Here is a 24,753-nt window from a genome sequence, read left to right as displayed (position 1 = left end):
CGCCACCTGGTCCGCTCCGCACTGGTCGCCCTGGCTGTGCTCGGTGTCCAGCTCGACCCCGCCGAGCTGGGCGACCCCGCCACCCTTCGCGCTCTCGGCCGCCACCTCGCCGCCGCAGGGGTCGCGGCCCGCTGGCTGGCCCAGTATCAGCCCATGCCGACGCCCGAGGCTCGGCCCGGAACCTGTGCGGCGCGACCGTGGGCGCACGTTAGGGACGCCGAGCGCACGACGGCGCGCGAGGCCCACGCCCGCTACCTGGCCGAGCGAGTTGCGCGGGTCACTGCGGCCGATCTGCGGCTGTCCGTGCCGTCCACGCCGGACGCCGGCCTGAGGGGCTGCCTGCTGTGCGGCATCGCGGCGGTCATCGTGCCCGCGGCGCAGGTCGTCGCGATGGGCGGCGCTGACCTGGCCCGGTCGGCTGCCTGGCGAAAGACGATCGCGGCGACGCCCTCGGTTCTGGGCGCGCCCGCCTCACCCGAGCCGATCCGCGGATGGCTCTGTCCGCACTGTGCGGACGCGGTGGACCACACGGGCGCAGTCGGGCCGGCCGCGATGGAGCGGGCACTACGTGAGCACCTGCGCACCGCTGGCCGCGAGGACGAGCTGCGGCGGATCGAGCACGGCCCCGATGACGAACTGATCGGCCTGACGTCCTGGGCCGGCCGGGTGCTGCGTGCCCGACGCTCCGGACGCCTGGTGCGGCCGAACGCGGCGCCCTGGGATCACGTCCGGGTCAACGGCGCCGCCCCGGCGCGGCGCGGCTGAGGGGAGGGGTCACGATGGCAGGACGACCACGCCGACGTGCTCGGCTGCTCGCCGAGGACGAGGCCCGCAAGCTGGGCGAGCCACCACCGCGCCGCCGACCGGTCAACACTCCGGCCTCGGGTATCCGTGCCGGTGGCCCGGGCAAGGGCGACGCCTCGGGCATCCCCGCGTCACATCGCCTGGCTCCGGCGCCGATCGTGCATGGCGCCCGGAGTCCGCGCGTCTATGGGGAACTGGCCCAGATTCTCGCCGCAGGTCTGAGCGCCGAGCGTCCCGACCTGGCGGCGTTCCCCGAGGCGGTCGCCGCCTGGGCGACGTCCGAGGCACAGGCCGCGTTGTTGCGTCGCCACCTGGCCGAGGTCGGCCCGGTCGATCCGGACACGGCCAAGCCACGGACGGGCAGCCTGGACGCCCTGAGGCAGTTCGAGCGCTTGGCGGCCGAGTCCCGGCGCACACTCGGGCTCGACCCACGCAGTGAGGCCCAGTTGGCGCGTGACCGGGCCGCCGCGGTCGCCCTGACCGTGGACCTGGACGCCTTGGCCGAGCGAGGCCGTCAGGCCCTCGCCGGGCAGGTGGTGCCCGTCGGGTCGCCACCTCAGCTCGACCCGGCCCCGACCGTCTTACTCGGCGTGGACGACCTGGCCGGCGAGGTGCTGGCCGCCGAGCGCGCGGCCTACCTGGCCGAGTGGGCGCAGGCTCAGCCGGGCCACGCCAAACCGCCGGGCCAGGCAGTGCAGGCCGACAACCTGGCGGAGGGCGAGGCATGACGACGACCCGGCGACTCGACCCGCTCGCGATCCTCGGTGGCATGGTGCTGGAGGACGGCCGGCGCTGGGGTGAAGCGGCCTACCCGTGGCAGCGTGCGGACGTCGCCGCGGTGCTCGGCCCGGCCCCGGGCGCGCCACGGCGACATTTCACGCTCCGCGGGCGCGGCATGAGCAAGACGACCGACGTCGCGGCCCTCACCCTGGCCCTGCTGTTGACCGAGGCGCCGCCTCGGGCACGCTGTCACGTCTACGCCGCCGACGCCGACCAAGCGGCCGTGTTCGCCGACGCCCTGGCCGGCCTGGTCACCCGGACGCCGGGCCTGGCGGGTGCGGTCGAGTTGGGCGCCCGGACGGTCACGGTCCGGGCCTCGGGCGCCTCGCTGGCCGTGGAGGCGTCCGACGGCGCGAGCGCGTTCGGCCTGCGGCCGTGGCTGACCGTGGTGGACGAGTTGGGCGCCTGGCCGGCCACGACGAACCATCGCCGCCTCTGGTCGGCCATCGTGTCCGCAGTGCCGAAGGTGCCCGGCGCCCGCCTGCTGGTGATCGGCACCGCGGGCAGCCCGTCGGGCCTGGGTGCCGAGGTCTGGGCCGAGGCGGAGAAGTCGCCGCACTGGCGGACTAGCCGGACTCCCGGCCCGTCGCCCTGGTGGACCACCGAGGACGTGGAGGCCACCAGGGACAGCCTCACCCCGAGCGAGTGGCGCCGGCTGATCCTGTGCGAGTGGGCCGAGGGCGACGACAGCTTGACGACCCCCGAGGACGTCGCGGCCTGCGTCCGGGCGGGCTCTGCCACCCTGGCCCCTCAGCGTGGACACGACTACGTGGCGGCCTTGGACGTCGGCACCCGCCGAGACCTGACCGCCCTAGCGGTGGGCCATCGGGAGCGCACCGAGGCGGGCCGCGTCGTCGTGATCGACCGCGTTCTCTATTGGCGGCCTGAGGCCGGCGAGGGCGGACGGGTCGATCTGGCCGAGGTGGAGGCCGCCGCGCTGCGGCTGTGCCGCGAGTATCACGCTCGGCTGAGGTTCGACCGCATGCAAGCCGAGCAGTTGACCGCCAACCTGGCCCGGGCCGGAGTGTCGGTTACGGAGTTCGTTTTCAGCACGGCCGGCACCAACCGGCTCGCGCGGGCGCTGTGGGGCGCGCTGCGCGACCGCTCGCTGAGCCTGCCGGACGAGACCGAGACGCGGGCGGAGTTCGTGGCAACGCGCCTGGTTGAGACCGGGCCCGGGACGGTCAAGCTCGCCAACCCGCCCGGCGCCCATGACGACATCGTGACGGCCGTGGGAATGGTCGTCGCCGACCTGGCCGAGCGGCCGGACGTGGCGGGTACCGGGCGGATCAGCAACCCGTCTCGCCTGCGGCCTGGTCCGATCACTCGCACGTTCACGGGCGGCCGGCCCAAGCTGCCGCTCCGCGTCGCCCTGCGGCAGGCCGCCGGCGAGATGCCGCCCGGCATGCCCGGCGGCGGGGCGATCGTTCTGCCAGGAGGTCCGCGTCAGGAGTTGCGGAGCATGCTCTCGTCGTCACCGAACACCTCCCGGACGATGAGGTCGCGGAACCACGGAAACTCTCCGTAACGCATCTTCAAGAGCTTGGTCTGTAGCTCGCAGTCACTCCTGAGCAGCCTCTCCTGAAACAGTTGCTCACGGGTGGGAGGTTGTGGCGGCACGGCCTGCTGGGCGGCGTAGGCCGACCTGCTCGCGGTGTTGAGAGTGGACATGGCTTGTTCCCTTCGGGATTCGGATTGGGCGCCCCGGGAATCTCCCGGGGCCATGCCCTGCCATGCCATGCTCTGAGTCGGGCACTGGCCGGCCCGACTAAGAGCCATGATATCCGCCCGACCCGAGACGCCCACGGCGGGCTGGTCACAAGCTGGTCACAAAAGGCAGAGGACGGGGCCGGATGAGAGCGGACGAGATCGGGCGGAACTAGGTCCGCTGAGCGGTGGGAGCGGTCAGGAACGGACGAGAACGGCAACCCGGTGGAGACTTTGAATCAGGATTAGCGAAGTAGGTTCGACTCCTACCCGGGGAGCGCATGCGCGAAGCCGACTCCACGGCGGACAACCGGACCGTCTCGCGCCATCACCCGATCCGCTTTGATCCATCTTGCTCCTGTCGTGAGTCCGGCGGCCTTTCGGAAGGTTCAACCCCTCGGAACTCGTTGACCGCAGCGACAATCTGCCGGCTGCCGCCAGTTGAATCGGTCCCCTTTCGTCATCCCGGACTTGATCCGGGATCTCCGCAGCCCGAAACACTCGGACGGAGAGATCCCGGCGTCCGCCGGGATGACAGACCCACCGTTGGTCGAGCTTGTCGAAACCCTGACTCGCCACCGTTGGTCGAGCTTGTCGAGACCCATCCCACACATGCGCACATTTCTCGCCCCAAGTTCAGCCTGCACGCACTCCACGATTCTTCGCCCTATCCGGGTGGTCGGAATCGTTGATGACATCGTGGCCGTCGATGTTTATCCACGAACCGGGGCGGAATCACCTCCGCAATCCCATCGGCCGAGATACGGATCTGCCATTGCAACTCCGATGCCCGTTTCGTATCAGGTTCCAACAGATTGTGGTGATGTTTACACAACAAACACAGATTCGACAACGCTGTTTCACCACCCTGAGCCCACGGCTGGATGTGGTGCGCGTCACAATCAGCAGCCGGCCGGTCACAACCAGGAAACACACAACCCTTGTCCCGCACATGGAGAGCATGGCGAATATCAGGAGTGACGAGCCGCTGTTCTCTTCCGACGTCCAGCACCCCGGAGGGGCCGCCGAGGATGATGGGCAGGATCCCGGCGTCACAGGCGTACTGGCGTAGCTGGCCGGCAGTCAGCATGGTGCCGTTAGCCAAGCCTGCGCCTCGGCAGTCGCTGAGCAGATCCTCGTAGTCGATCAACACCACCACATGGGGACGGCCACCACCATGTTTGGGTGCTGCTTGCTGGATCGCGACCCGGCGGGCCAACTCCACCAGGGCGTCAGCACGACGTTGCGGCCACGACGGCTGCGGCACACCCGAATCGCGTAGCTCTAGGGCGGTGCGGTGCATCTGCTGCGCGAGCGCTTCAATCTGGGCCTTGATCAACGCTGCATCGGCGGTGGGGAGGGAGCCTTTGATGCTGGTGGAACCGTGCCCGTCGTCGGCAAAGTTCAGATGTCGAGCCTGCTGTGCGTCGCGTAGTTCACGTTCTTGTCGTTTCGCTTCGGCTTCTTCGGCAACCTCGGGTGCGACAACCTCCAACAGGTACCGCGACAGGCCAGCAAGTTCGTGGCTGTTGAACTCCTGACAATGGCCGACCATCGTGGCCTGTGCTTTGGCTTCGGCTTCGACACCCAGGTCGGTGGGGAGCTTCTTCAACACCTGGGTCACCGCCGCCGCTTGCCGGTCGTTCGCGACACCGTCGCGCAACGCGTCACCGATCTGGCCGAACCGGTGCAAATCATGAGCGTGGTGCAGCATCGCAGCGGCCTGCCCCCGGGTGTAACGCAACTCCGACGCCAACCACGACACCGTCGGGACGCCATGCGCGGTCATCGCAGACTCCGCACGATCGACCTGGCCGAGCACGGTGTGCACCACACCGGACAACCGTGACTGCACCGTGAGCAGGTCAGCAACCAGGTCCAGCTGCTTCCGATCCGCCAGTAGTGCCACCTGGTCGTAGTCGAGATCATCGAGCAGGCCGGCTACCACGGTGGCGAAATCCGCCACCGTCGTCCCCAGTTCTACATCGATGCTCATACCGTTGACCTTAAACGTCGCCACTGACAGAAATCTTTCACCGACCGGTCAGGGATAAATCCCGTAGCCACACCAGTGATCCGATTCATGAAGACCACGATAGGGGTCGGGTCTGACACTTTTAGTCGGTCAGGTTCGTATCGGGCGACGATTCTGAAACTGACAACACCCGAATGGGTTCTGACAACACTGTGACAACACCTCCATGCCGCCCGGGTCATTCGAGAGCGCTACCGGACAGGGTCTCGACAAGCTCGACCGACGGGGACACACCGAATGGTCGGAGTAGCGCGGGAATCGGGGTGCAGCGATGTCGAGATCGCTCACTGATTTCGGGAGAGCCTTCCCGGTTTCGGGTCATAACACGAAGCCGAAACGTGTTTCCCGCCAGCAGTCACCGATGTCGAGATCCCTGCCGCCACCGCCGTCTGTCGCTGAGATCCCGGCGTCCGCCGGGATGACGGACGTGCACGTGGGTTCGGCCACCAGCACGAGCTGTTCACAGTGGGACGAAAAGAACCGTCCCCGCGTCCCACACGGCACGAAAAGAACCGTCCCCCGCGTCCCAATAGTGGGACGAAAAGAACCGTCCCCGCGTCCCACACGGCACGAAATGAACCGTCCCCCGCGTCCCAACAGTGGGACGAAAAGAACTGTCCCCGCGTCCCACACCAGCGTCCGGCGTCCGCCGGGATGGCGGGCGCCCGACCGAGGGCGGCGCCTCGGGCCTGGCTGCCACGCGCGGTCCGCGAGCGGGGTCTCGGCAAGGTTCGCCAACGGTCGCCATGGCACACGACGCAACCACCGCGCCGAGAGCGTGAACCGAGGAACCACGCGTTGCCAAAATATATGCCATAGGTATATAACTAAGGCATGGATGATTCGTCGGCTGCCGATGACCTGTTGCGGCTGGCTGGTGCTCTCTCGCGCTGGGCCAGTACGCAGGCAGGCCTGGACGTCCCTTCAGGGGTGCTGCGTCTGCTGGCCATCGTGGAAGAGCGGGGACCCATTCGCATCGGCGACCTGGCCCACGCCGATCAGACGAGTCAGCCCGCGGTCACGCGGCAGGCGAGTCGTCTGGAAGAGCTCGGCTGGGTCGAGCGAATCGCCGACCCGGCCGATGCCAGGGCCACCCTGGTGAGCGTCACCGACGCCGGCCGATCAGCCCTTCTCAAGGCGCGACGTGCTCGCGGACGGGCCGTCGGCCGCCTCCTGGACGAAGCTGATCTGCCCGTCCAGCGCATCCGTGAGACCACTCAATTACTCGAACAATTGCTGCAGGCCACCCGTCGCGTGGCCGGAGAGGAATGACGCCGATGTTGCGTCAATCGCGGACCGTCTGGTCCGTCGCCTTCGCATGTGTCATCTCGTTCATGGGGATCGGCCTGGTCGATCCCATCCTGAAGCCGATCGCCGATGAGCTCGGTGCCGGCCCGTCCGAGGTGTCGTTGCTGTTCACCAGTTACATGGCCGTGATGGGCATAGCGATGCTCGGCACCGGCTGGGTGAGCAGCCGGATCGGCGCCAAATGGACACTGCTCGCCGGCCTGGCGCTGATCATCATCGGTTCCGCTGCCGCCGGCATGCAGGACGGCGTGGCCGGCATCGTCGCATTCCGTGCCCTGTGGGGCCTCGGGAACGCGCTGTTCATCGCCACCGCGCTGGCCACGATCGTGCGCGCCGCCACCGGATCGGTGGGTCAGGCGATCATCCTCTACGAAGCCGCCCTGGGTGTGGGTATCGCCGCCGGTCCGCTGCTCGGCGGCTGGCTGGGCAGCATGTCGTGGCGGCTGCCGTTCTTCGGCGTCGCGGTGCTGATGGCTGTGGCCCTGGTCGCCACGCTGGTCAGCCTGCCGGCCGACCGTCCGAACGAGGGAGCGGGAACCTCGCTGGGTGCCCCGCTGCGAGCACTGCGTGACCGCGGCCTGCTGACCGTCGGCATGACGGCACTGCTGTACAACTTCGGCTTCTTCACCCTGCTGGCCTTCACGCCGTTCCCGCTGGCCATGGGTGCGCTGGAGATCGGCCTGATCTTCTTCGGCTGGGGCATCCTGCTCGCACTGTCCTCGGTGTTCCTGGCGCCCTGGGTGCAGCGTCGGATCGGTACCTTCGGCGGCATCGTCGCGGCGCTGACCGGCTTCGCGCTGGTGCTGGCCATGATGGCGCTGTTCACCGAGAACAAAGCCGTGCTGGCCACCGGCGTGGTCATCGCCGGTCTGTTCCTCGGTGTCAACAACACCCTGATCACCGAGGCTGTGATGAAGGTCTCGGACGCCGAGCGCAGCACCGCGTCCGCCGCCTACAGCTTCGTCCGATTCACCGGCGGCGCTGTCGCGCCCTGGCTGGCCGGCGTGCTCGGCGAATTCTCGCTGCACCTGCCGTTCTGGGTCGGTGCGGTGGCGGTGGCCGCCGCGATCGGGGTGCTGACCCTGGCCCGCGAGCGACTGCTCGCCGTCGACGCCGAACCCGACCATGGCGCCGAGCCGGTGAACTCCGTCACCGAAGCTGAGGCGCTGTCCTACGGCGACTCCTGAGCCGCCGTCCCGACCCTCCCACCACCTTCCGCTCGCCGGACTACTTGGGGCTCGCTGAACTCGGCGAGCCCTCAATAGTTCGGCGAGCGCGGGGACGGGGCATCGTCGGCTTGCCAGCAGTGTCCGTGACGTCCATTAGGCTGACGTCAGACCTCACGGTTCGAGCGAACCTCGAGCCGTAGCCCGCGTGGCCCATCGACCTCTTGGAGAATTCGTGTCCACTACCGACCAGGGGCGCGTCGCCGCCGTCGTCATCATGGCGGCCGGTGCGGGTACCCGGATGAAGTCGGCCACCGCGAAGGTGTTGCACCCGCTCGCCGGCCGTTCGATGCTCAGCTACGCCGTCGAGGCGGCCAGTGCGCTAGAGCCGGAGCACCTGGTGGTGGTGATCGGCCATCAACGCGAGCAGGTGCAGGCGCATCTGGACGAGATCGCCCCGCAGGTGGTCACCGCCGTCCAGGAGCAGCCTCGCGGCACCGGTGACGCCGTCCGTTCCGGGCTCGCCGCACTGGGTGAGCTGACCGGCGAAGTGGTGGTGACCAGCGGCGATGTTCCTCTGCTGACCGGCGACACGCTGCGCGAGCTGATCCAGGCGCATCGTGCCGAGGGCAACACGGTGACCCTGCTGACCACGATCGTCGACGATCCGACCGGCTACGGCCGCATCGTCCGTGAGGCCGGCGAGGTCGCCCGGATCGTCGAACAGCGCGACGCGTCCGACGACGAGCGGCAGATCACCGAGATCAACGCGGGAATCTACGTCTTCGACGCCGAGACCCTGCGCGCCGGCATCGCCGCGCTGAGCACCGACAACGCCCAGGGCGAGCTGTACCTCACCGACGTGATCGCGTTCGCCCGCAATCGCGCGGGCCGGGTCGGCGGCACCGTGCTCACCGATTCCCTGCAGGCCGAGGGGGTCAACGACCGCGTCCAACTGGCCACGCTGAGCGCCGAACTCAACCGGCGGATCCTGCGGCGCTGGATGACCGAGGGCGTCACCGTGCTCGACCCGGCAACCACCTGGGTGCACGATTCGGTCGACCTGGCCGCCGACGTCACGCTGCTGCCCGGCACCTCGCTGGAGGGTGCCACCTCGGTGGCCACCGGCGCGGTGATCGGCCCCGACACCACCCTGATCGATGTCGAGGTCGGTGCGGGCGCGCACGTCGTCCGCACCCACGCGACGTTGGCGGTGATCGGCGAGAGTGCCGAGGTGGGTCCGTTCTCCTACCTGCGCCCCGGAACGCAACTGGGTGTCAAGGGCAAGATCGGCGCCTTCGTCGAGACCAAGAACGCTGAGATCGGCGACGGCGCCAAGGTGCCGCACCTGACCTACTGCGGTGACGCCACCGTGGGTGAGGGTGCCAATATCGGTGCCGGCACCATCTTCGCCAACTACGACGGGGTGCATAAATCGCACACCACCGTGGGCAAGGGCTCGTTCGTGGGTAGCGACTCGGTGCTGGTCGCCCCGGTCGAGATCGCCGACGGTGTCTATGTCGCCGCCGGCTCGACGATCACCTCCGCGGTTGGCCCCGGCGAGCTCGCCGTCGCCCGCGGTCAGCAACGCAACATCAGAGGCTGGGTGGCCCGAAAACGACCAGGAACCCGGACGGCGGCCGCAGCCGAAGCGGCCCTGGAGCAGGCAGCCGGTCAGGAGCGCGATCAGTGAGCGGCATCAAGCGACCCACCGAGAAGCACTTGATGCTCTGCACCGGACGGGCCTATCCAGAGCTCGCCGAAGAGGTCGCGGAACTGCTCGGCGTCGAACTGGTGCCCACCCGGCAGGTCACCTACGCCAACTCCGAGATCTACGTGCGCTTCGAAGAGTCGGTGCGCGGCGCGGACGCCTTCGTCATCCAGAGCCACCCGGCGCCGGTCAACGAATGGCTGATGGAGCAGCTGATCATGATCGACGCGCTCAAGCGCGCGTCGGCCAAGCGGATCACCGTGGTCTCGCCGTTCTACCCCTACGGACGTCAGGACAAGAAGCACGCCGGTCGTGAGCCGATCTCGGCCCGGCTGATCGCCGATCTGTACAAGACGGCCGGTGCCAACCGGCTGATGAGCGTCGATCTGCACGCCTCGCAGATCCAGGGCTTCTTCGACGGCCCGGTCGACCACCTGTTCAGCATTCCGGTGCTCGCCGACTACGTGGCGGCGAACTACCCGCTGGACAACATGACAGTGGTGTCGCCGGACGCCGGACGGGTCAAGCTCGCCGACAACTGGTCCGACCGGCTCGGTCTGCCGCTGGCGATCATCCACAAGCGGCGCGACCCGAACAAGGCCAACGAGGTGGCCGTCGGCGAGGTGGTCGGTGACGTGAAGGGCCGGGTCTGCCTGCTGGTCGACGACATGATCGACACTGCCGGCACCATCTGCCAGGCCGCTGCCGCACTGCGCGAGCACGGTGCCGCGCAGGTGATCGCCGCAGCCACCCACCCGATCCTGTCCGGTCCGGCGGCGAAGCGGCTCAACGCGTCCGCTTTCGAAGAGGTCATCGTCACCAACACGCTGCCGATCCGCGACGACCTGCACATTCCGAAGCTGACCGTGCTGTCCATCGCGCCCCTGCTGGCCAAGGCCATCCAAGAGGTCTTCGTCGACGGTTCGGTGACCTCGCTGTTCGACGGGGTCGAGTAACCGCGTCGGTCGAGGTTCGCTGACACTACCGTCGGTCGAGCTTGTCGAGATCCTCGATTTCGACAAGCTCAATCAGCGGAGGGACAAGCTCCATCAGTGATGGACCCGGCCGCGGGCACCATGACGGCATGCGCCGTCCGCCCCGCCTGACGATCGTCAACCCGATCGCGGTGCCGGCCATGCTCTGGTGCGCGGCGTTGCTGCTCGCGCTGCTCACCACACCCAATGTGCGTGTAGACGAGCATCCGTTGCTGTTCGTCCGCGGGCTGGTCTGCCTGGTCGGCTTCGCGGCCTCGCTGACGCTCGCGCTGCCCTGGCTCTGGGTGCGGGCCGATTCCGACGGTGTCGGGGCCTCGGTGGGATCCTTCCTGTGGACTCACCGGATCGAGGGTTTCGGAGTGGCCGCGCGCAAGCTCGGACGGCTCCGGCTGTACGTGGTGACCTGTGCGTACGGGGACCGGACGGTGGTGTTGCGTGCCACGGCGTCGCGGCATTGGTGGCGTGCCGCTGCCCATCGGCGCCGGCTGGAACTGTGGTGGGCCGAGGCCGCCGCGCAGCAGGCTGTCCACGCAGGTCGGACCCGCTGATCCGGGTTGCTCGCCCGCAGGGCCGATGTTAGGTTTGAGCGCGGCTGAAAGCGTTTAGCGAGATGCGCGGGCAGCCCGTCTTGCGGTCGTAGTGACGTCTTCACGTAATGGAGAGGCTGGCCCCGATGTTCGACCTACCCGAGGCGTGGGTGTGGGATTTCTGGATCGTGGACGATGGCGACCGGTTCCACATGTTCTTCCTGTACGCCTCGCGCGCGCTCAAGGATCCCGACGCCCGGCACTTCCGTGCCTCGATCGGTCACGCCGTCTCCACCGATCTGACCAACTGGACGCGGGTCACCGACGCGCTGGTGCGCTCCGATGCACCCGCGATCGACGACATGGCCACCTGGACGGGCTCGGTGACCAAGGGTCCCGACGGCCGCTGGTACATGTTCTACACCGCGGTCACCGCCGCACCGGGTGGGCGCAACGTCCAGACGATCACCTACGCCACCTCCGACGACCTGTACGAATGGACGAAGGCGTCCGTGCCGGTGCTCAAGGGGGACCCCCGCTGGTACGAGCCGCTGACCGACGACCAGCAGTGGGGTGACGAGGCCTTCCGCGACCCCTGGGTCTTCCCCGACCCGGACGGCGACGGCTGGCAGATGCTGGTCACCGCGCGGGCCAATCACGGACCCGTCGACGACCGCGGCATCGTGGCCCACGCCACCTCGCCCGACCTGGTCAACTGGACGCTGCAACCACCACTGACCGAGCCTGGTCAGGGTTTCGGGCAGCTGGAGGTGTGTCAGACCGTCGAGCTGGACGGCGGCCATTACCTGCTGTTCAACTGCCTGGACACCGAACTGTCGGCTGACCGTCGGGCGTCGGGTGCCTCCGGAGGTGTCTGGCTGGCCCGCGCCGACTCGGCACTCGGTCCCTATGACATCGCCGGCGCGCAGATGGTCACCGACCGCAGCCAGTATGTGGGCCGCATCCTGACCGACCGCGCCGGCCAGTGGGTCTTCCTGGCCTTCCGCTACGACGCTCCCGACGGCCACTTCCTGGGCGGAATCACCGACCCGCGTCCGGTGGCCATCGAAGACGGTCGACTGGTGTTCACCGACGAGCTGGACGTCGCGAGCTGAGCGCCGGCGTCCGCGATCGGCGCCGATTTCGTCGCGTCCGGCAGGGCGCGATAAGCTAGTCAGGTTGCCTCGGCGAGGGGCCCAGGGCCCGTGATCGACAAGGTGTGTGCGCGATGCGCGCGCCCTCCCTCGTCCGAGATTCGAGTTGCAAGACGAGGTATGAGGAGAAGCCATCCATGGCTGAAGTGAAGATTCCCGCGGTCGCACGGACCGAATTCGGTAAGGGCGCTGCCCGTCGGACGCGTCGCGCCGGCCTGGTTCCGGCGGTGCTCTACGGTCACGGCGCTGACCCGGTGCACGTGTCGCTGCCGGGTCACGAGACCCTGCTGGCGCTGCGCGTCGCGAACGCCCTGCTGTCGATCAGCGTCGACGGCGCCGCCGCGCAGCTGGCGCTGCCGAAGCAGGTGCAGCGGAACCCGGTCAAGGGCACCATCGAGCACGTCGACCTGCTGATCGTGAAGCGCGGCGAGAAGGTCTCCGTCGAGGTGCCGCTGGTGGTGCTGGGCGCCGACGAGCGGGCCGACCGCATCGTCGTGATGGACCAGCAGACCATCGTGCTGGAGGCCGAAGCCACCCACATTCCGGCGTCCGTTGAGATCGACGTGACGAACCTGGAGATCGGCGATTCGATCGCCGCCAAGGACCTGAACCTGCCCGAGGGCGCGGTGTTCCCCGGTGAGCCGGACGACCTGATCCTGAGCATCACCGCCGCGAAGACCCAGGAGCAGCTGGACGCCGAGCTGGCCGGCTCCGGCGACGAGGCGGAGGCTGAGCCCGTGGAGGCTGCGGCCGAGGCCGAGTAACACGCACGAATGCCTGTTTGGCTGCTGGTCGGGCTCGGGAATCCGGGCCCGACCTACGCGTCTCACCGACACAACGTCGGTTTCATGGTGGCCGATGAGCTCGCCCGCCGAGCTGGGGCCGGTTTCACCGCTCCGCGTGGCATGCGCGGTGACATCTGCGAGACCCGGATCACCTCCCTCGGCATGGGTGCCGTCGGCGCCGACGCCCAGCGGGTCGTCCTGCTGAAGCCGCGCACCTACATGAACGACTCCGGCGCCGCCGTCGCCAAGGCCTGCGCCTACTACGGGATCAAACCCGCCGAAGTGATCGCCGTCCACGACGAACTCGACCTCGATTTCGGACGCCTTCGGCTCAAGCGCGGCGGCGGAGACAACGGGCACAACGGCCTCAAATCCATCCGGTCGTCATTGGGCACCGGTGATTTCCTCCGCGTCCGGTTCGGTATCGGACGCCCGCCCGGCCGCCAGGCGCCGTCCGACTTCGTGCTGTCGCCCTTCCCCGCCTCGCTGCGGGAGGAGTTGGCCTTGGAAGTCGATCGATCCGCAGACGCAGTCGAGACCCTCATCAACAGCGGCTTGGAAGCGGCACAGAACTCCTTCAACAGCTGACCCTGCGCTCAGCCGGCTGATGATTACGCTGGCCGCATGACACAGGAGTCAGCCGCGAACGATCCGGTGACCGACCGCCCGCCGGAAGCCGATGCGCCCGCCGACCCTGTGCTGCAGGCGGGATCGCCGACCGGCTGGACTCCGGCACGGACTCAGTCGGACTGGGTGGGACCGCCGCCGCCTGTGGCTGCCGTCCGCACGCCGGGCCGCATCATCGCGGCCGTCCTGACCCTGGTGGTGGGCGTGGGGCTGCTGATCTGGGGTATTCCGGCGGTGATTCTCCACGTCCAAGCCGCCAGTGGCATGCTCGGTGAGATGCCGTCCACCCACGGCTTCGTGCGCACCGCGGCGGCGTTCCTCGGCTTCTTCCTGACCTTCGTCGGCGCCGGTGCCCTGACCAATGTGCTGCGCAACCAGCGTTAGTTCATACGTGCACGAGTTGGGGTCGCAGATCGTCCGCCGGTGCGCCCGCAGCCGGGACCTGGTTGATCAGCGCTTCTCTCGCGTGGGGTGTCGTTGATCCGAGGGACTAATGTGTCCCGGTGACTTTGTCGGGACTGGTTGAACTCGTCGCCTCCGACCCCACCATCGCTCGTGCCGTTGCGGACGCGCGTCTGGGGCGTCCGCGGGCCCTCGATCTGACCGCGCCCGAAGCGCTGCGCCCGGCACTCGTCGCCGCACTGAGCGCCGGGACGGGCCGCACCAGCCTGCTGATCACCTCGACCTACCGTGAGGCGGAGGCCGCGACCAGCTCGCTGCAGTCGCTGCTCGGTGACGAGGCCGTCGCCTACTACCCGGCCTGGGAGACACTGCCGCATGAGCGGCTGAGCCCCCGCTCGGACACCGTCGGACGCCGGCTCGAAGTGCTGCGCCGGCTGGCCGGCAACGACGAGCTGCCCGCGCCGCGGGTGGTCGTAGCACCGGTGCGCTCGGTGCTGCAGCCCCAGGTGCGCGGCCTGGGTGAGCTGCTGCCGGTGAGCCTGCGCACGGGGGAGGGCCACGACCTCAGCGACGTCGCCCGGGCCCTGGTCAACGCCGCCTACATCAGGGTCGACCTGGTCGAGCGGCGCGGCGAGTTCGCCGTCCGCGGCGGAATCCTGGACGTCTTCCCGCCCACCGAGGAGCACCCCGTCCGGGTGGACTTCTTCGGCGACGAGGTGGACGAGATCCGCACCTTCGCCGTCGCCGACCAGCGGTCCTTCGGCGATCCGCTCGCCGAGGTGGTCGCGTCACCCTGCCGCGAGTTGTTGATCACCGACGCCGTGAAGGCCCGGGCCGCCGAACTCGCCGACCGGACCAGCAGCATCGAGGGCAACCTGTCCGAGATGCTCGACAAGATCGCCCAGGGCCACGCCGTGGACGGCATGGAAGCACTCTCCCCGGCACTGGTGGACGGCCTCGAACTGCTGATCGACGTGCTGCCCGCCGACACCGTCGTGCTGGTCTCCGACCCCGACCGGGTCCGGGCCCGCTCCCGGGAACTGGTCACCACAAGCCAGGAGTTCCTGCAGGCGTCCTGGGCCGCCGCGGCGTCCGGTGGGAAGGCGCCGATCGACCTGGCCGCCGGCGCCTACCGCGAACTGGCCGACGTCCGGAGCCGCGCCTTCGACCGGGGCCAGCTGTGGTGGTCGCTGTCACCCTGGGCCGCCGCACCCGACCCGGTGGTCGCCCCGCTCGACGACTGGGACGAGCCGATCGAGCTGAGCGTCGGCGAGGCCGACCTGGCCGGCGTCGAGTCCCGCACCATCGAGGCCCGCGAGGGCGAGGTGTTCCGCGGCGACGCCGAAGCCGGCCTGGCCGCCGTCCGAGCCCGGGTGAACGCCGGCGACCGGGTGCTGCTGGTCGCCGACAGCCCCGGCCTGGCGACCCGGATGGGCGAGGTGCTGACCGAGGCCGGTGTCCCCGCCCGTGGTTCGGTGGACCTGGCGACCCCGCCCGAGCCCGGTGTGGCCACTGTGGTGGTCGCCGAACTGCGGCACGGCTTCACCCTGCCCGGCGTCGAACTCGCGGTGTTCACCGCGGCCGACCTGGCCGGCCAGCGCGAAGTCGACAAATCGGCCCGCCGGATGCCGGCGCGGCGCAAGAACACCATCGACCCGTTGGAGCTGACCGCCGGCGACCCGGTGGTGCATGAGACCCACGGCGTCGGACGCTACGTCGAGATGGTGCAGCGCACCGTGCAGGGCGCGACCCGGGAGTACCTGGTGCTCGAGTATGCGCCGTCCAAGCGTGGCCAGCCCGGCGACCGGCTGTTCGTCCCGATGGACCAACTGCACCTGATCACCCGCTACATCGGCGGTGAGAACCCGACCCTGGACAAGATGGGCGGCTCCGACTGGTCGAAGCGCAAATCCCGCGCCCGCAAGGCCGTTCGCGAGATCGCCGCCGAACTGATCAAGCTCTACGCCGCGCGGCAGGCGTCCAAGGGGCACGCCTTCGGCCCCGACACGGTCTGGCAGCGCGAACTCGAGGACGCCTTCAGCTACGTCGAGACTCCCGACCAACTGGCGGCGATCACCGAGGTCAAGGCCGACATGGAGCAGCTCGTTCCGATGGACCGGCTGATCTGTGGCGACGTCGGCTACGGCAAGACCGAGATCGCCGTCCGGGCCGCATTCAAGGCGGTGATGGACGGCAAACAGGTCGCCGTCCTGGTGCCCACCACGCTGCTGGTGCAGCAGCACCACGCCACCTTTGCCGACCGCTACGCCGGCTTCCCGGTCACCGTGGCCGCGCTCAGCCGGTTCTCCACCGATGCCGAGCGGAAGAAGGTGATCGCCGGCCTGGCCGACGGCAGCGTCGACGTGGTGGTCGGCACCCACGGCCTGTTCGCCAACAGCGTCCAGTTCAAGGATCTCGGCCTGGTGGTCGTCGACGAGGAGCAGCGTTTCGGCGTCGAGCACAAGGAGGCGCTGAAGAAGCTGCGGTTGAACGTCGACGTGTTGTCGATGAGCGCCACCCCGATCCCGCGCACCCTGGAGATGGCGATCACCGGCATCCGCGAGATGAGCGTCATCGCCACCCCGCCCGAGGAACGCCACCCGGTGCTCACCTTCGCCGGTCCCTGGGACGAGGCGCAGGTGCGGGCCGCGATCCGCCGCGAACTGGCCCGCGAAGGTCAGGTGTTCTACATCCACAACCGGGTCAACTCGATCGAGAAGACCGCGAAACGGATCGCCGAGGCGGTGCCCGAGGCCCGCGTCGCGGTGGCGCACGGCCAGATGAACGAGCACGCCCTGGAACAGGTGATGGTCGACTTCTGGGAGCGCCGCGCCGACGTGCTGGTCTGCACCACGATCGTCGAGGCCGGCCTGGACATCTCCAGCGCCAACACGCTGCTGATCGAACGCGCCGACCTGCTCGGCCTGTCCCAGCTGCACCAGCTGCGCGGACGGGTGGGCCGCAGCCGCGAACGGGGCTACGCCTACTTCCTGTACCCGCCGGAGAAGCCGCTCACCGAAACCGCGCACGACCGGCTGGCGACCATGGCCGCGCACACCGACCTGGGCGCCGGCATGGCGATCGCGATGAAGGACCTGGAGATCCGCGGGGCCGGCAACCTGCTCGGCGGGGAACAGTCTGGGCACATCGCCGAAGTCGGCTTCGACCTGTACATCCGGCTGGTCGGCGAGGCGGTCGCCGACTTCCGCGGCGAGCAGGCCGAGCCCGAACCCGAGATGAAGATCGAGCTGCCGGTCGAGGCGCATCTGCCGGTCGACTACGTCGAATCGGAACGGCTGCGGCTGGAGATGTACAAGCGGCTGGCGCTGGTCAACGACGAGGCCGGCATCGCCGAGGTGCGCGACGAACTGGTCGACCGCTACGGCCCGTTGCCGGAATCGGCGGAGGCGCTGCTGGCCGTCGCCCGGTTCCGGCTGCTGGCCAAGTCCAAGGGGATCACCGAGATCATCATGGCCGGCACCGCCGTCCGGTTCTCTCCGGCCGATCTGCCCGACTCGAAGCAACTGCGGCTGAACCGGCTCTATCCCGGCTCGCAGATCCGCAAGGCCGCCGGGCACGTGCTGATCCCACGTCCGATGACCCGGCCCATCGCCGGTCAGCCGATCGTCGACCTGCCCCTGCTCGAATGGGCCACCACCGTCCTGAACGACATCTTCTGACCACCGCCTCGTCATCCCATCTCGTCATTCCCGGCGAACGCCGGGATCTCGGGATGACGTGGCTTGTCGTCGACCCGGGATCTCGGGCGCCGCGCTGAGATGGTCGGGTCTGGCCGTCCGTCAGCCCTCACGGTGCCGAGCGGTTAGGATCGCTGGGGACTCTGGAGGGTGAATGAAGAGCGTGCGTTGGGTGCTGGCCCTGGTCGTGGCCGGCCTGCTGGTGTTGTCAGGGTGTTCGATCCCGGGGGCCAACGTGGCCGCCACGGTCAACGGGGTAGACATTCCGAGCTCTCGCATCGAGAGTGCGGTGGCAGCGATCGGCAGCAGCCCGGGCCAGTTGGCCGAGCCGCACGCCATCGTGCTGACCTGGGCGATCCGTGGCGAGGTGGCGCGGACGATCGCCGCCGAGCAGGGCATCCAGCTCACCGGTGAGCCGCGCACCGCGCTGATGAGCACCAACCAGAGCCTCGAGCAGTACGCGAAGGTGCCGCAGGCGGCGGACTTCGTCAACGACCTGATCGACGCCACGCTGGTGATCAACAAGGTGGGCGAGGCGCCCTTCGTGGCAAAGGTCGCCGAGACCAATGTGCAGGTCAACCCGCGCTTCGGTGCCTGGTCGGCCCAGACGGTCACGGTCGACCAGACCGGCGGTCAGCTCTCCGTGCCCTGGACGGCGCCCAGCACCCCGGCGCCCTGAGCACCATGCCGCACTCCGAGGTGGAACGCCTCATCGAGGTGATGCACACCTTGCGCCAGAAGTGCCCGTGGGACGCCGAGCAGACCCACGAGTCGCTGATGCCGTACCTGGTGGAGGAGACCCTCGAAGTGGTCGAGGCCGTCGAGGACGGTTCGGACGCCGCCCTGGTCGAGGAGCTCGGTGACCTGTTGCTGCAGGTCGCCTTCCACGCCGAGATCGCCGCACAACAGGGCCGTTTCGACATCGACGATGTGGCCCGTGGGATCGCGGACAAGCTGGTGGCGCGGCATCCGCACGTATTCGCGTCCGAACCGTTGCCCGACGACATGCTGTCGACCTGGGAGCAGCGGAAGCGGGCCGAGAAGGGCCGCACCTCGGCGCTGGACGGCATTCCTGGGCGGATGTCCGCACTGACCCGGGCCGCCAAGGTGATCGCCCGCAGCGAGCGGCACGGTCTTGATGTCGCGCCGACCTCGGGCGGTGACGATCTCGGGCAGCGGATGCTCGCCCTGGTCGCCGAGGCGCACGCCGAGGGCTTGGACGCCGAACAGCTCACCCGGGCCGCCGTCCGCGACCTGGAACGCCGCGTCGTCCAGGCCGAATCGAAGGGCTGACGGCGACCGCTCCGACTCCCCGGTGCGACCTTGCGAATGCCGATTGGTTTCGGTGGGAGATCGGTGGTTCGTTCCTCGTCATCCCCGGTCCGTTGCGGGGCGTTGACCGCTAGGGTGAGGAACGACGTTTCCACCACCCGAAAGGCACTGCATCGTGGCAAGCATCGAATTCGTCGACGCCCGCGAAATTCTCGATTCGCGCGGCAACCCCACCATCGAGGTTGAGGTCATCCTCGACGACGGCTCCCAGGGTCGCGCCGCGGTCCCCTCCGGCGCCTCCACCGGCGCTTTCGAGGCCGCCGAACTGCGTGACGGCGACAAGGGCCGCTACGGCGGCAAGGGCGTGCTGAAGGCCGTGGAGAACGTGCAGCAGCAGCTCTCCGCCGAGATCACCAACGTCTTCGAGGCCGACGCCCAGCGCGCCATCGATCAGGCCATGATCGAGCTCGACGGCACCCCCAACAAGTCCAAGCTGGGTGCGAACGCGATTCTCGGCGTCTCGCTGGCCGTGGCACACGCCGCCGCCGAGTCGGCCGGCCTGCCGCTGTACAAGTACCTGGGTGGCCCGACCGCCAACCTGCTGCCGGTGCCGATGATGAACATCCTCAACGGTGGGTCGCACGCCGACTCCAACGTCGACATCCAGGAGTTCATGATCGCCCCGATCGGCGCCGAGACCTTCGCCGAGGCGCTCGAGATGGGCGCCGGCGTCTACCACGCGCTGAAGGCCGTGCTGAAGGGCCGGGGCCTGGCCACCGGCCTGGGCGATGAGGGCGGCTTCGCCCCCAACCTGGAGAGCAACCGGGCCGCGCTCGACCTGATCGTCGAGGCGATCGGCAACGCCGGCTTCGAGCCCGGCAAGGACGTCGCGCTGGCGCTCGACGTGGCTGCTTCCGAGTTCTTCAACGAGGACGGCACCTACCAGTTCGAGGGCGCCGCCAAGTCGTCCGCCGAGATGGTCGCCTACTACGCCGACCTGGTTGCCAACTACCCGCTGGTCTCAATCGAGGATCCGCTGAACGAGGAGGACTGGGACGGCTGGAAGGCGATGACCGACGAGCTGGGCGAGAAGGTGCAGCTGGTCGGCGACGACCTGTTCGTCACCAACGTCGAGCGGCTCAAGCGTGGCATCGACTCCGGCACCGCCAACGCGCTGCTGGTGAAGGTGAACCAGATCGGTTCGCTCACCGAGACCATCGACGCGGTCACCATGGCGCATCACGCCAAGTACTCCACGATGATGAGCCACCGTTCCGGCGAGACCGAGGACACCACGATCGCCGACCTGGCCGTCGCTCTGGGCTGTGGCCAGATCAAGTCGGGCGCCCCGGCACGTACCGAGCGGGTCGCCAAGTACAACCAGCTGCTGCGCATCGAGGAAGACCTCGAAGACGCGGCACGCTACGCCGGTGCGGCCGCCTTCCCGAGGTTCAGCACCAACTGACCGTACGCTTGACCTGATGAGAGGTCAGGTCTGATGGCCCGCGAACGGCGGCCAGCACGTACATCGCCAGCCGGCCCGGGGCGCTCCACGCGCACCCGGGCCGGCTCGCGCGCGTCCGGGGCACGGTCGAGCTCGACCCCGGTGCCCGACGAGACGAGCGCCACCACACCCGACGCCGCCAAGGCGCCGCGGCGGCTGCCGAAGCTGCCCAGCCGGCTCGGCCTCACCCGACGGGCCCTGGCCGTGCTCAGCGTGCTGATCGTGCTCGCGCTGTCCTACGCCAACTCGCTGCGGATCTACCTCGATCAGCAGCGCGATCTGGCCGAGGCGAACCAGCAGATCCAGGAGCGCACCGCCCGCATCGCCCAGCTCGAGGACGAGGTGCAGCGCTGGAACGACCCCGCCTACATCAAGGCGCAGGCCCGCGAACGGCTGGGCTGGCTGCTGCCCGGCGAGACCGGCTACCGGGTGATCGGCCCGGACGGCAAACCGCTCGGCAGCGTCGTCCTGGACTCGACCAACGAGTTGCCCCCCGGTGAGCACCCGGCGATGTGGTTCGACCGTCTCTGGGGCTCGGTGGAGACCGCCGACAACCCCACCCGCCGCGTCGGCCGCTGACCCACCGCCGATCGAGCTCGCGGCACGCGGGGACGGTTCTTTTCGTCCCACTTTCGGTGCATTCCGGTACGGAGGGACGGTTCTTTTCGTTCCGCTCCTAGCGCATCGCCCCATGTCGGACGCGGGCCGCACTTCGACAGCCCCACCGGCCAACGGGCAGAATGACAGCCATGCCCGCGTCCCTGATTGATCCCGCCGACATCGCGGCGATCGAGGAACAGCTGGGTCGGACGCCGCGTGGTCTGGTCCGGGTCGCCTGGCGATGTGCGGACGGCAGCCCGGGCGTGGTGGTCACCACGCCGCGGCTGCCCGACGGGACGCCGTTCCCGACCACCTACTACCTGACCTGCCCGAAGGCGGTCGCCGGCTGTTCGACGCTGGAGGCCCGCGGGGTGATGGCCGAGATGACCCAGCGGCTGGCCGAGGACGACGAACTGGCGGCCCGCTACGCCGCGGCGCATGAGGCGTATCTGGCCGACCGTGCCACGTTGGGCGAGGTGCCCGAAATCGACCGGGTCAGTGCCGGCGGCATGCCGACCCGGGTGAAGTGCCTGCACGTCCTGGTGGCGCACGCGCTGGCCGCCGGACCCGGGGTCAATCCGCTCGGCGACGAAGCCGTCGAGTTGTTGCGAGAATTTCCGTTCGGCGAATGTCTGGGGGAGCGATGAAGGTAGCGGCGATCGATTGCGGCACCAACTCGGTACGACTGCTGGTGGCCCAGCCGAGCACGGACGGCGGACTCGTCGACCTGGAGCGGCGGCTCATCCTGACCCGGCTGGGGCAGGGCGTGGACGCCACCGGCCGCTTCCACCCTGATGCGTTGCAGCGAACCCTGGACGCCTTCGCCGAATACGCCGGCGTGATCGCCGACTTCGGTGCCGAACGGGTCCGGCTGGTCGCCACCTCGGCCGCGCGGGACGCGTCCAACCGTGACGAGTTCTTCGCCGGTGCGCGCGAGCGGTTGGGCATCGACGCCGAGATCATCAGCGGTGACGAAGAGGCGGCGCTGTCGTTCCGCGGCGCACTCACGGCGCTGCCCGACGTCGCCACACCCGCCCTGGTGATGGACATCGGCGGCGGCTCCACCGAACTGGTGCTGGGCAGCGGCGGCACCACCCCACGCATCGAGCACGGACTCTCCCTCGACATCGGCAGCGTCCGGGTGCGTGAGCGGTTCTTGGCCGGCGACCCGCCCACCGGCGACCAGATCGCCGCGGCGTCCGACTACATCGACGCACTGCTGGACGGCTCCGGGATTCCGTTCGCCGATGTCGCCACCTGGATCGGCGTCGGTGGCACCGCCACCTCGCTGTCGGCGGTCAACCAGCGGCTCCCCGAATACGACCGGACGAAGGTGCACGCCTCGACCATCGCCCGCGACGAACTGTCGGCACTGACCCTGCGGCTGCTCAGTTCCAGCGTCGCGCAGGTGCGTGAACTGCCGTCCATGCACCCCAAGCGGGCGGACGTGATCTGCGCCGGCGCCCTGATTGCCGACCGGGTCGGACGCCGGGTCGGCGTCGACCTGACCGTCAGCGAGTCCGACATCCTGGACGGCCTCGCGCTCGGCCTGCTGGAGCAGTAGCACCTCGGCCCGGATCGACGCCCAGTGGTGCCGGGCGTACCGCCACGCACTACGATCAGGCCCGTGCCCCCGTAGCCCAATCGGCAGAGGCAGGCGGCTTAAACCCGCCCCAGTGCGGGTTCGAACCCCGCCGGGGGCACGCGTCAGGGCCGTCTGCCGGTTTCGCTGCGACAACGCCGTCCGGAAATCCTATGAATCCGCCCATTGCCGGGCCAGATCAGGGACTTCCCGGGGCAGGGAAGCATCGCGGCGATGGATGCGTTGCCTACTATGGACGTACATCCACAAGGAGAAAGAAACTCACATGCGTAGCTCCAACCCCGTTCTTTCGAGGCCGGACGCTTTCACCCCGCAGCAGCAGGCGAATCAGTACCAGCAGTACGGTCAGCCGCAGCAGGGTCAGTTCGGCTATCAGCAGCCGGGCCAGCCCTACCCCGGCCAGCCCTATCCGCAAGACCCCGTCCCGGGCGTCCAGGGGACGATGACCATCGACGATGTGATCACCAAGTCGGCGATCACGATGGGCACCGTCATCGCGACCGCGGCGCTCACCTTCATGTTCATGCCGGAACGGTTCCTGTTCCCGGCGGTGATCGTCAGCGCGATCGTCGGATTCATCACAGTGATGGTGGTGGCCGCCCGCCGGGTGATCAACCCCGGTGCCGTGCTCGCCTATGCCGCCATCGAGGGTGTCTTCATCGGTGCGATCAGCAAGGTCTACGAGTACGCATGGAACGGCATCGTCCCGGCCGCGATCATGGCCACCCTGGTCACCGCCGCTGCGACGCTGGGCGCCTACAAGTTCTTCCGGATCAAGGTCACCAACAAGTTCCGCAAGATGGTGATGATCGGCACGCTGGCCTACGCCGGCCTGCTGTTGGTCAACTTCGTCCTGTCGATGTTCGGCATGGGTTTCCTGTTCTCCGGCGGCAACCTCGCCATCCTGCTGCTGATCTCCGCGATCGGTGTCGGCCTGGCCGTGTTCAACCTGATCCTCGACTTCGACTACATCGAGCAGGGCATCGCGATGGGCGCCCCGGCGTCCGAGTCGTGGCGTGGCGCGTTCGGTCTGACCGTCACCATGGTCTGGCTCTACATCGAGATGCTGCGGCTGCTGTCGTACTTCCGCTCCAACTGAGGCTGACCTCGCACAACGCCGCCGGTTCGTCCGGCGGCGTTGTCGCGTTCGGACGTCCGATTCCCGCGCTCGCCGAACTATTCAGGGCTCGCCGACTCAGCGAGTCCCAGATAGTTCGGCGAGCGATGGTTCGGACGCGGTGGCGTCCGCGCTCAGCCGGCGCTGCGGCGGCGATAGCCGAACCGCGCCGCCAGCGTGGTCAGGTGCCGTTCCAGCAGGGCCCGGGATCCGGCCGCCCAGTGCAGCCGGTGCCACTGCTGCAGCGGCACCCAACGGGCGGACGCGGTGGTGCCGCCGACGTCCTGGACGACCGGATCGGTCGGGTCGGGGCAGGTGGCGGCGTAGATGATCCGGACGGCGTGGAAGTCCTCGACGATGCCGCTGGGGGAGCGTCCGATCCAGTGATCGGTCTGCACGTCCAGCAGCTGGGAGATCTCGATGTGCTGCGCGGTCTCTTCGACGGCCTCACGGATCACCGTCTGGCTCGGGTTCTCGCCGGGGTCGATGCCGCCGCCGGGCAGCCCCCACGAGTGCGGCACGGCCGTCCGTTCGGAGAACTCTGTCGCCAGCAGGCCGCGGGCACTGAGCACGATCGCATAGGCGGCCAGCCGTTGCCGCACGATCGGCTCGCCGATCTCGTCCTGGCTCAGTCCCGGGTCGAGGGCGCGACGTCGCTGGGGTCCGCGTTCGGCGACCCGGCGGCCGTGCGCCGACACCTGCACGGTCAGGGTCAGGTCGTCACCGACGCCGGCGGCCGAGAGTGGCCGGACGATCCGGTAGCCGAGTTCCCAGGCCAGCCGGTGCGGATCGGCGCCGTGCACGAGCGGACGAGTGAAGACACTCGACCCTCCTGCCACGACCACACCGACGATCCGCATCTGCCCATGATGACCGAGGCATCTGGGCTCGCCAAACCGACTCCCCGAGGTCCGCCGGGCCCTCCCTAACTAGTTCAGCCCTCCCGTCGACGGGAGGG

22 protein-coding genes and 1 tRNA gene are annotated in these 24,753 nt (G+C 68.9%); 21 read left to right on the top strand and 2 right to left on the bottom strand.

The genetic code is table 11. The features are described 5' to 3' along the window. The 3 genes from QM624_RS15125 to QM624_RS15115 all read left to right on the top strand — a co-directional run. A partial coding sequence (locus tag QM624_RS15125; protein ID WP_415093250.1) for a hypothetical protein occupies nucleotides 1–765 on the top strand: 765 nt, incomplete at its 5' end. Nucleotides 766–779: 14 nt separating this feature from the next. After that, complete coding sequence (locus tag QM624_RS15120; protein WP_415093248.1) at nucleotides 780–1,532, top strand: hypothetical protein; 753 nt, start codon at nucleotides 780–782, stop codon at nucleotides 1,530–1,532. Then, nucleotides 1,529–3,112, top strand: a complete 1,584-nt coding sequence (locus tag QM624_RS15115) for a hypothetical protein (RefSeq protein WP_415093246.1) — start codon at nucleotides 1,529–1,531, stop codon at nucleotides 3,110–3,112. The genes QM624_RS15120 and QM624_RS15115 overlap by 4 nt, the downstream gene beginning before the upstream one ends. A gap of 846 nt (nucleotides 3,113–3,958) precedes the next feature. On the opposite strand, the gene QM624_RS15110 is transcribed toward QM624_RS15115, so the two are convergent. Next, a complete protein-coding gene (locus QM624_RS15110) occupies nucleotides 3,959–5,287 on the bottom strand; it encodes a DUF222 domain-containing protein (RefSeq protein WP_415093244.1) in 1,329 nt (442 codons plus the stop codon). A gap of 873 nt (nucleotides 5,288–6,160) precedes the next feature. Here QM624_RS15110 and QM624_RS15105 point away from each other — a divergent pair. The 18 genes from QM624_RS15105 (at nucleotide 6,161) to QM624_RS15020 (ending at nucleotide 23,777) form a co-directional block, all read left to right on the top strand. Beyond that, entirely contained in the window at nucleotides 6,161–6,598 is a 438-nt protein-coding gene (locus QM624_RS15105; RefSeq protein ID WP_415093242.1) for a MarR family winged helix-turn-helix transcriptional regulator, read from the top strand. 5 nt (nucleotides 6,599–6,603) lie between these two features. Next, the gene (locus QM624_RS15100; protein WP_415093240.1) at nucleotides 6,604–7,821 is read left to right on the top strand and encodes an MFS transporter; all 1,218 of its coding nucleotides are present in this window, start codon (nucleotides 6,604–6,606) and stop codon (nucleotides 7,819–7,821) included. 214 nt (nucleotides 7,822–8,035) lie between these two features. Beyond that, nucleotides 8,036–9,493 (top strand): bifunctional UDP-N-acetylglucosamine diphosphorylase/glucosamine-1-phosphate N-acetyltransferase GlmU, encoded by a 1,458-nt coding sequence (glmU, locus tag QM624_RS15095; protein ID WP_415093238.1) that lies wholly within the window; start codon nucleotides 8,036–8,038, stop codon nucleotides 9,491–9,493. After that, the gene (locus QM624_RS15090) at nucleotides 9,490–10,467 is read left to right on the top strand and encodes a ribose-phosphate diphosphokinase (RefSeq protein ID WP_298129919.1); all 978 of its coding nucleotides are present in this window, start codon (nucleotides 9,490–9,492) and stop codon (nucleotides 10,465–10,467) included. Before glmU ends, QM624_RS15090 begins: the two co-directional genes overlap by 4 nt. Nucleotides 10,468–10,595: 128 nt before the next feature. Next, nucleotides 10,596–11,054, top strand: a complete 459-nt coding sequence (locus QM624_RS15085) for a hypothetical protein (RefSeq protein WP_415093236.1) — start codon at nucleotides 10,596–10,598, stop codon at nucleotides 11,052–11,054. 125 nt (nucleotides 11,055–11,179) lie between these two features. Continuing rightward, nucleotides 11,180–12,148 carry a family 43 glycosylhydrolase gene (locus QM624_RS15080; RefSeq protein WP_415093234.1) on the top strand — a complete coding sequence of 323 codons (969 nt, stop codon included), beginning with the start codon at nucleotides 11,180–11,182 and terminating at the stop codon, nucleotides 12,146–12,148. 176 nt (nucleotides 12,149–12,324) lie between these two features. Next, the gene (locus tag QM624_RS15075) at nucleotides 12,325–12,951 is read left to right on the top strand and encodes a 50S ribosomal protein L25/general stress protein Ctc (protein ID WP_415093232.1); all 627 of its coding nucleotides are present in this window, start codon (nucleotides 12,325–12,327) and stop codon (nucleotides 12,949–12,951) included. 9 nt (nucleotides 12,952–12,960) lie between these two features. Then, a complete protein-coding gene (gene pth, locus QM624_RS15070) occupies nucleotides 12,961–13,560 on the top strand; it encodes an aminoacyl-tRNA hydrolase (RefSeq protein ID WP_415093230.1) in 600 nt (199 codons plus the stop codon). Nucleotides 13,561–13,596: 36 nt separating this feature from the next. Further along, the gene (locus QM624_RS15065; RefSeq protein ID WP_415093228.1) at nucleotides 13,597–13,983 is read left to right on the top strand and encodes a hypothetical protein; all 387 of its coding nucleotides are present in this window, start codon (nucleotides 13,597–13,599) and stop codon (nucleotides 13,981–13,983) included. A gap of 119 nt (nucleotides 13,984–14,102) precedes the next feature. Continuing rightward, nucleotides 14,103–17,681, top strand: a complete 3,579-nt coding sequence (gene mfd, locus QM624_RS15060; RefSeq protein ID WP_415093226.1) for a transcription-repair coupling factor — start codon at nucleotides 14,103–14,105, stop codon at nucleotides 17,679–17,681. A gap of 172 nt (nucleotides 17,682–17,853) precedes the next feature. Further along, nucleotides 17,854–18,378, top strand: coding sequence for a hypothetical protein (locus QM624_RS15055; RefSeq protein ID WP_415093224.1), 525 nt, complete (start codon nucleotides 17,854–17,856; stop codon nucleotides 18,376–18,378). 5 nt (nucleotides 18,379–18,383) lie between these two features. Continuing rightward, nucleotides 18,384–18,992, top strand: coding sequence for a MazG family protein (locus tag QM624_RS15050; RefSeq protein WP_415093222.1), 609 nt, complete (start codon nucleotides 18,384–18,386; stop codon nucleotides 18,990–18,992). 154 nt (nucleotides 18,993–19,146) lie between these two features. Beyond that, nucleotides 19,147–20,436: a phosphopyruvate hydratase gene (gene eno, locus QM624_RS15045; protein ID WP_415093220.1), complete on the top strand. Its 1,290-nt coding sequence runs from the start codon at nucleotides 19,147–19,149 to the stop codon at nucleotides 20,434–20,436. 141 nt (nucleotides 20,437–20,577) lie between these two features. Next, entirely contained in the window at nucleotides 20,578–21,054 is a 477-nt protein-coding gene (locus QM624_RS15040) for an FtsB family cell division protein (RefSeq protein ID WP_415093218.1), read from the top strand. A 170-nt stretch (nucleotides 21,055–21,224) separates the two neighbouring features. Then, on the top strand, nucleotides 21,225–21,722 hold the full coding sequence (locus QM624_RS15035) for a DUF501 domain-containing protein (RefSeq protein WP_298129936.1): 498 nt from the start codon (nucleotides 21,225–21,227) through the stop codon (nucleotides 21,720–21,722). After that, nucleotides 21,719–22,639 carry an exopolyphosphatase gene (locus QM624_RS15030; protein ID WP_415093215.1) on the top strand — a complete coding sequence of 307 codons (921 nt, stop codon included), beginning with the start codon at nucleotides 21,719–21,721 and terminating at the stop codon, nucleotides 22,637–22,639. Before QM624_RS15035 ends, QM624_RS15030 begins: the two co-directional genes overlap by 4 nt. A 65-nt stretch (nucleotides 22,640–22,704) precedes the next feature. Continuing rightward, nucleotides 22,705–22,778: transfer RNA gene (locus QM624_RS15025), tRNA-Leu, on the top strand. A 165-nt stretch (nucleotides 22,779–22,943) separates the two neighbouring features. After that, the gene (locus QM624_RS15020) at nucleotides 22,944–23,777 is read left to right on the top strand and encodes a Bax inhibitor-1/YccA family membrane protein (RefSeq protein ID WP_415093213.1); all 834 of its coding nucleotides are present in this window, start codon (nucleotides 22,944–22,946) and stop codon (nucleotides 23,775–23,777) included. 152 nt (nucleotides 23,778–23,929) lie between these two features. Here QM624_RS15020 and QM624_RS15015 read toward each other — a convergent pair whose 3' ends face one another. After that, on the bottom strand, nucleotides 23,930–24,655 hold the full coding sequence (locus QM624_RS15015; RefSeq protein ID WP_415093211.1) for an NUDIX hydrolase: 726 nt from the start codon (nucleotides 24,653–24,655) through the stop codon (nucleotides 23,930–23,932). Between the last annotated feature and the right edge of the window lie 98 nt (nucleotides 24,656–24,753).

This window comes from Micropruina sp. (genome assembly GCF_047606365.1).
In the GTDB taxonomy this organism is placed as follows: domain Bacteria; phylum Actinomycetota; class Actinomycetes; order Propionibacteriales; family Propionibacteriaceae; genus Micropruina.
This window is presented reverse-complemented; position numbering and strand designations above follow the sequence as displayed.

Bases quoted from the DNA above. Each gene is read 5' to 3' on its own strand.
- QM624_RS15085 (WP_415093236.1), top strand. From the start codon at position 10,596: ATGCGCCGTCCGCCCCGCCTGACGATCGTCAACCCGATCGCGGTGCCG.
- QM624_RS15100 (WP_415093240.1), top strand. From the start codon at position 6,604: ATGTTGCGTCAATCGCGGACCGTCTGGTCCGTCGCCTTCGCATGTGTC.
- QM624_RS15055 (WP_415093224.1), top strand. From the start codon at position 17,854: ATGAAGAGCGTGCGTTGGGTGCTGGCCCTGGTCGTGGCCGGCCTGCTG.
- QM624_RS15035 (WP_298129936.1), top strand. From the start codon at position 21,225: ATGCCCGCGTCCCTGATTGATCCCGCCGACATCGCGGCGATCGAGGAA.
- QM624_RS15015 (WP_415093211.1), bottom strand. From the start codon at position 24,655: ATGCGGATCGTCGGTGTGGTCGTGGCAGGAGGGTCGAGTGTCTTCACT.
- QM624_RS15030 (WP_415093215.1), top strand. From the start codon at position 21,719: ATGAAGGTAGCGGCGATCGATTGCGGCACCAACTCGGTACGACTGCTG.
- QM624_RS15050 (WP_415093222.1), top strand. From the start codon at position 18,384: ATGCCGCACTCCGAGGTGGAACGCCTCATCGAGGTGATGCACACCTTG.
- QM624_RS15120 (WP_415093248.1), top strand. From the start codon at position 780: ATGGCAGGACGACCACGCCGACGTGCTCGGCTGCTCGCCGAGGACGAG.
- QM624_RS15105 (WP_415093242.1), top strand. From the start codon at position 6,161: ATGGATGATTCGTCGGCTGCCGATGACCTGTTGCGGCTGGCTGGTGCT.
- QM624_RS15110 (WP_415093244.1), bottom strand. From the start codon at position 5,287: ATGAGCATCGATGTAGAACTGGGGACGACGGTGGCGGATTTCGCCACC.
- QM624_RS15080 (WP_415093234.1), top strand. From the start codon at position 11,180: ATGTTCGACCTACCCGAGGCGTGGGTGTGGGATTTCTGGATCGTGGAC.
- pth (WP_415093230.1), top strand. From the start codon at position 12,961: ATGCCTGTTTGGCTGCTGGTCGGGCTCGGGAATCCGGGCCCGACCTAC.
- QM624_RS15020 (WP_415093213.1), top strand. From the start codon at position 22,944: ATGCGTAGCTCCAACCCCGTTCTTTCGAGGCCGGACGCTTTCACCCCG.
- QM624_RS15115 (WP_415093246.1), top strand. From the start codon at position 1,529: ATGACGACGACCCGGCGACTCGACCCGCTCGCGATCCTCGGTGGCATG.
- QM624_RS15065 (WP_415093228.1), top strand. From the start codon at position 13,597: ATGACACAGGAGTCAGCCGCGAACGATCCGGTGACCGACCGCCCGCCG.
- QM624_RS15075 (WP_415093232.1), top strand. From the start codon at position 12,325: ATGGCTGAAGTGAAGATTCCCGCGGTCGCACGGACCGAATTCGGTAAG.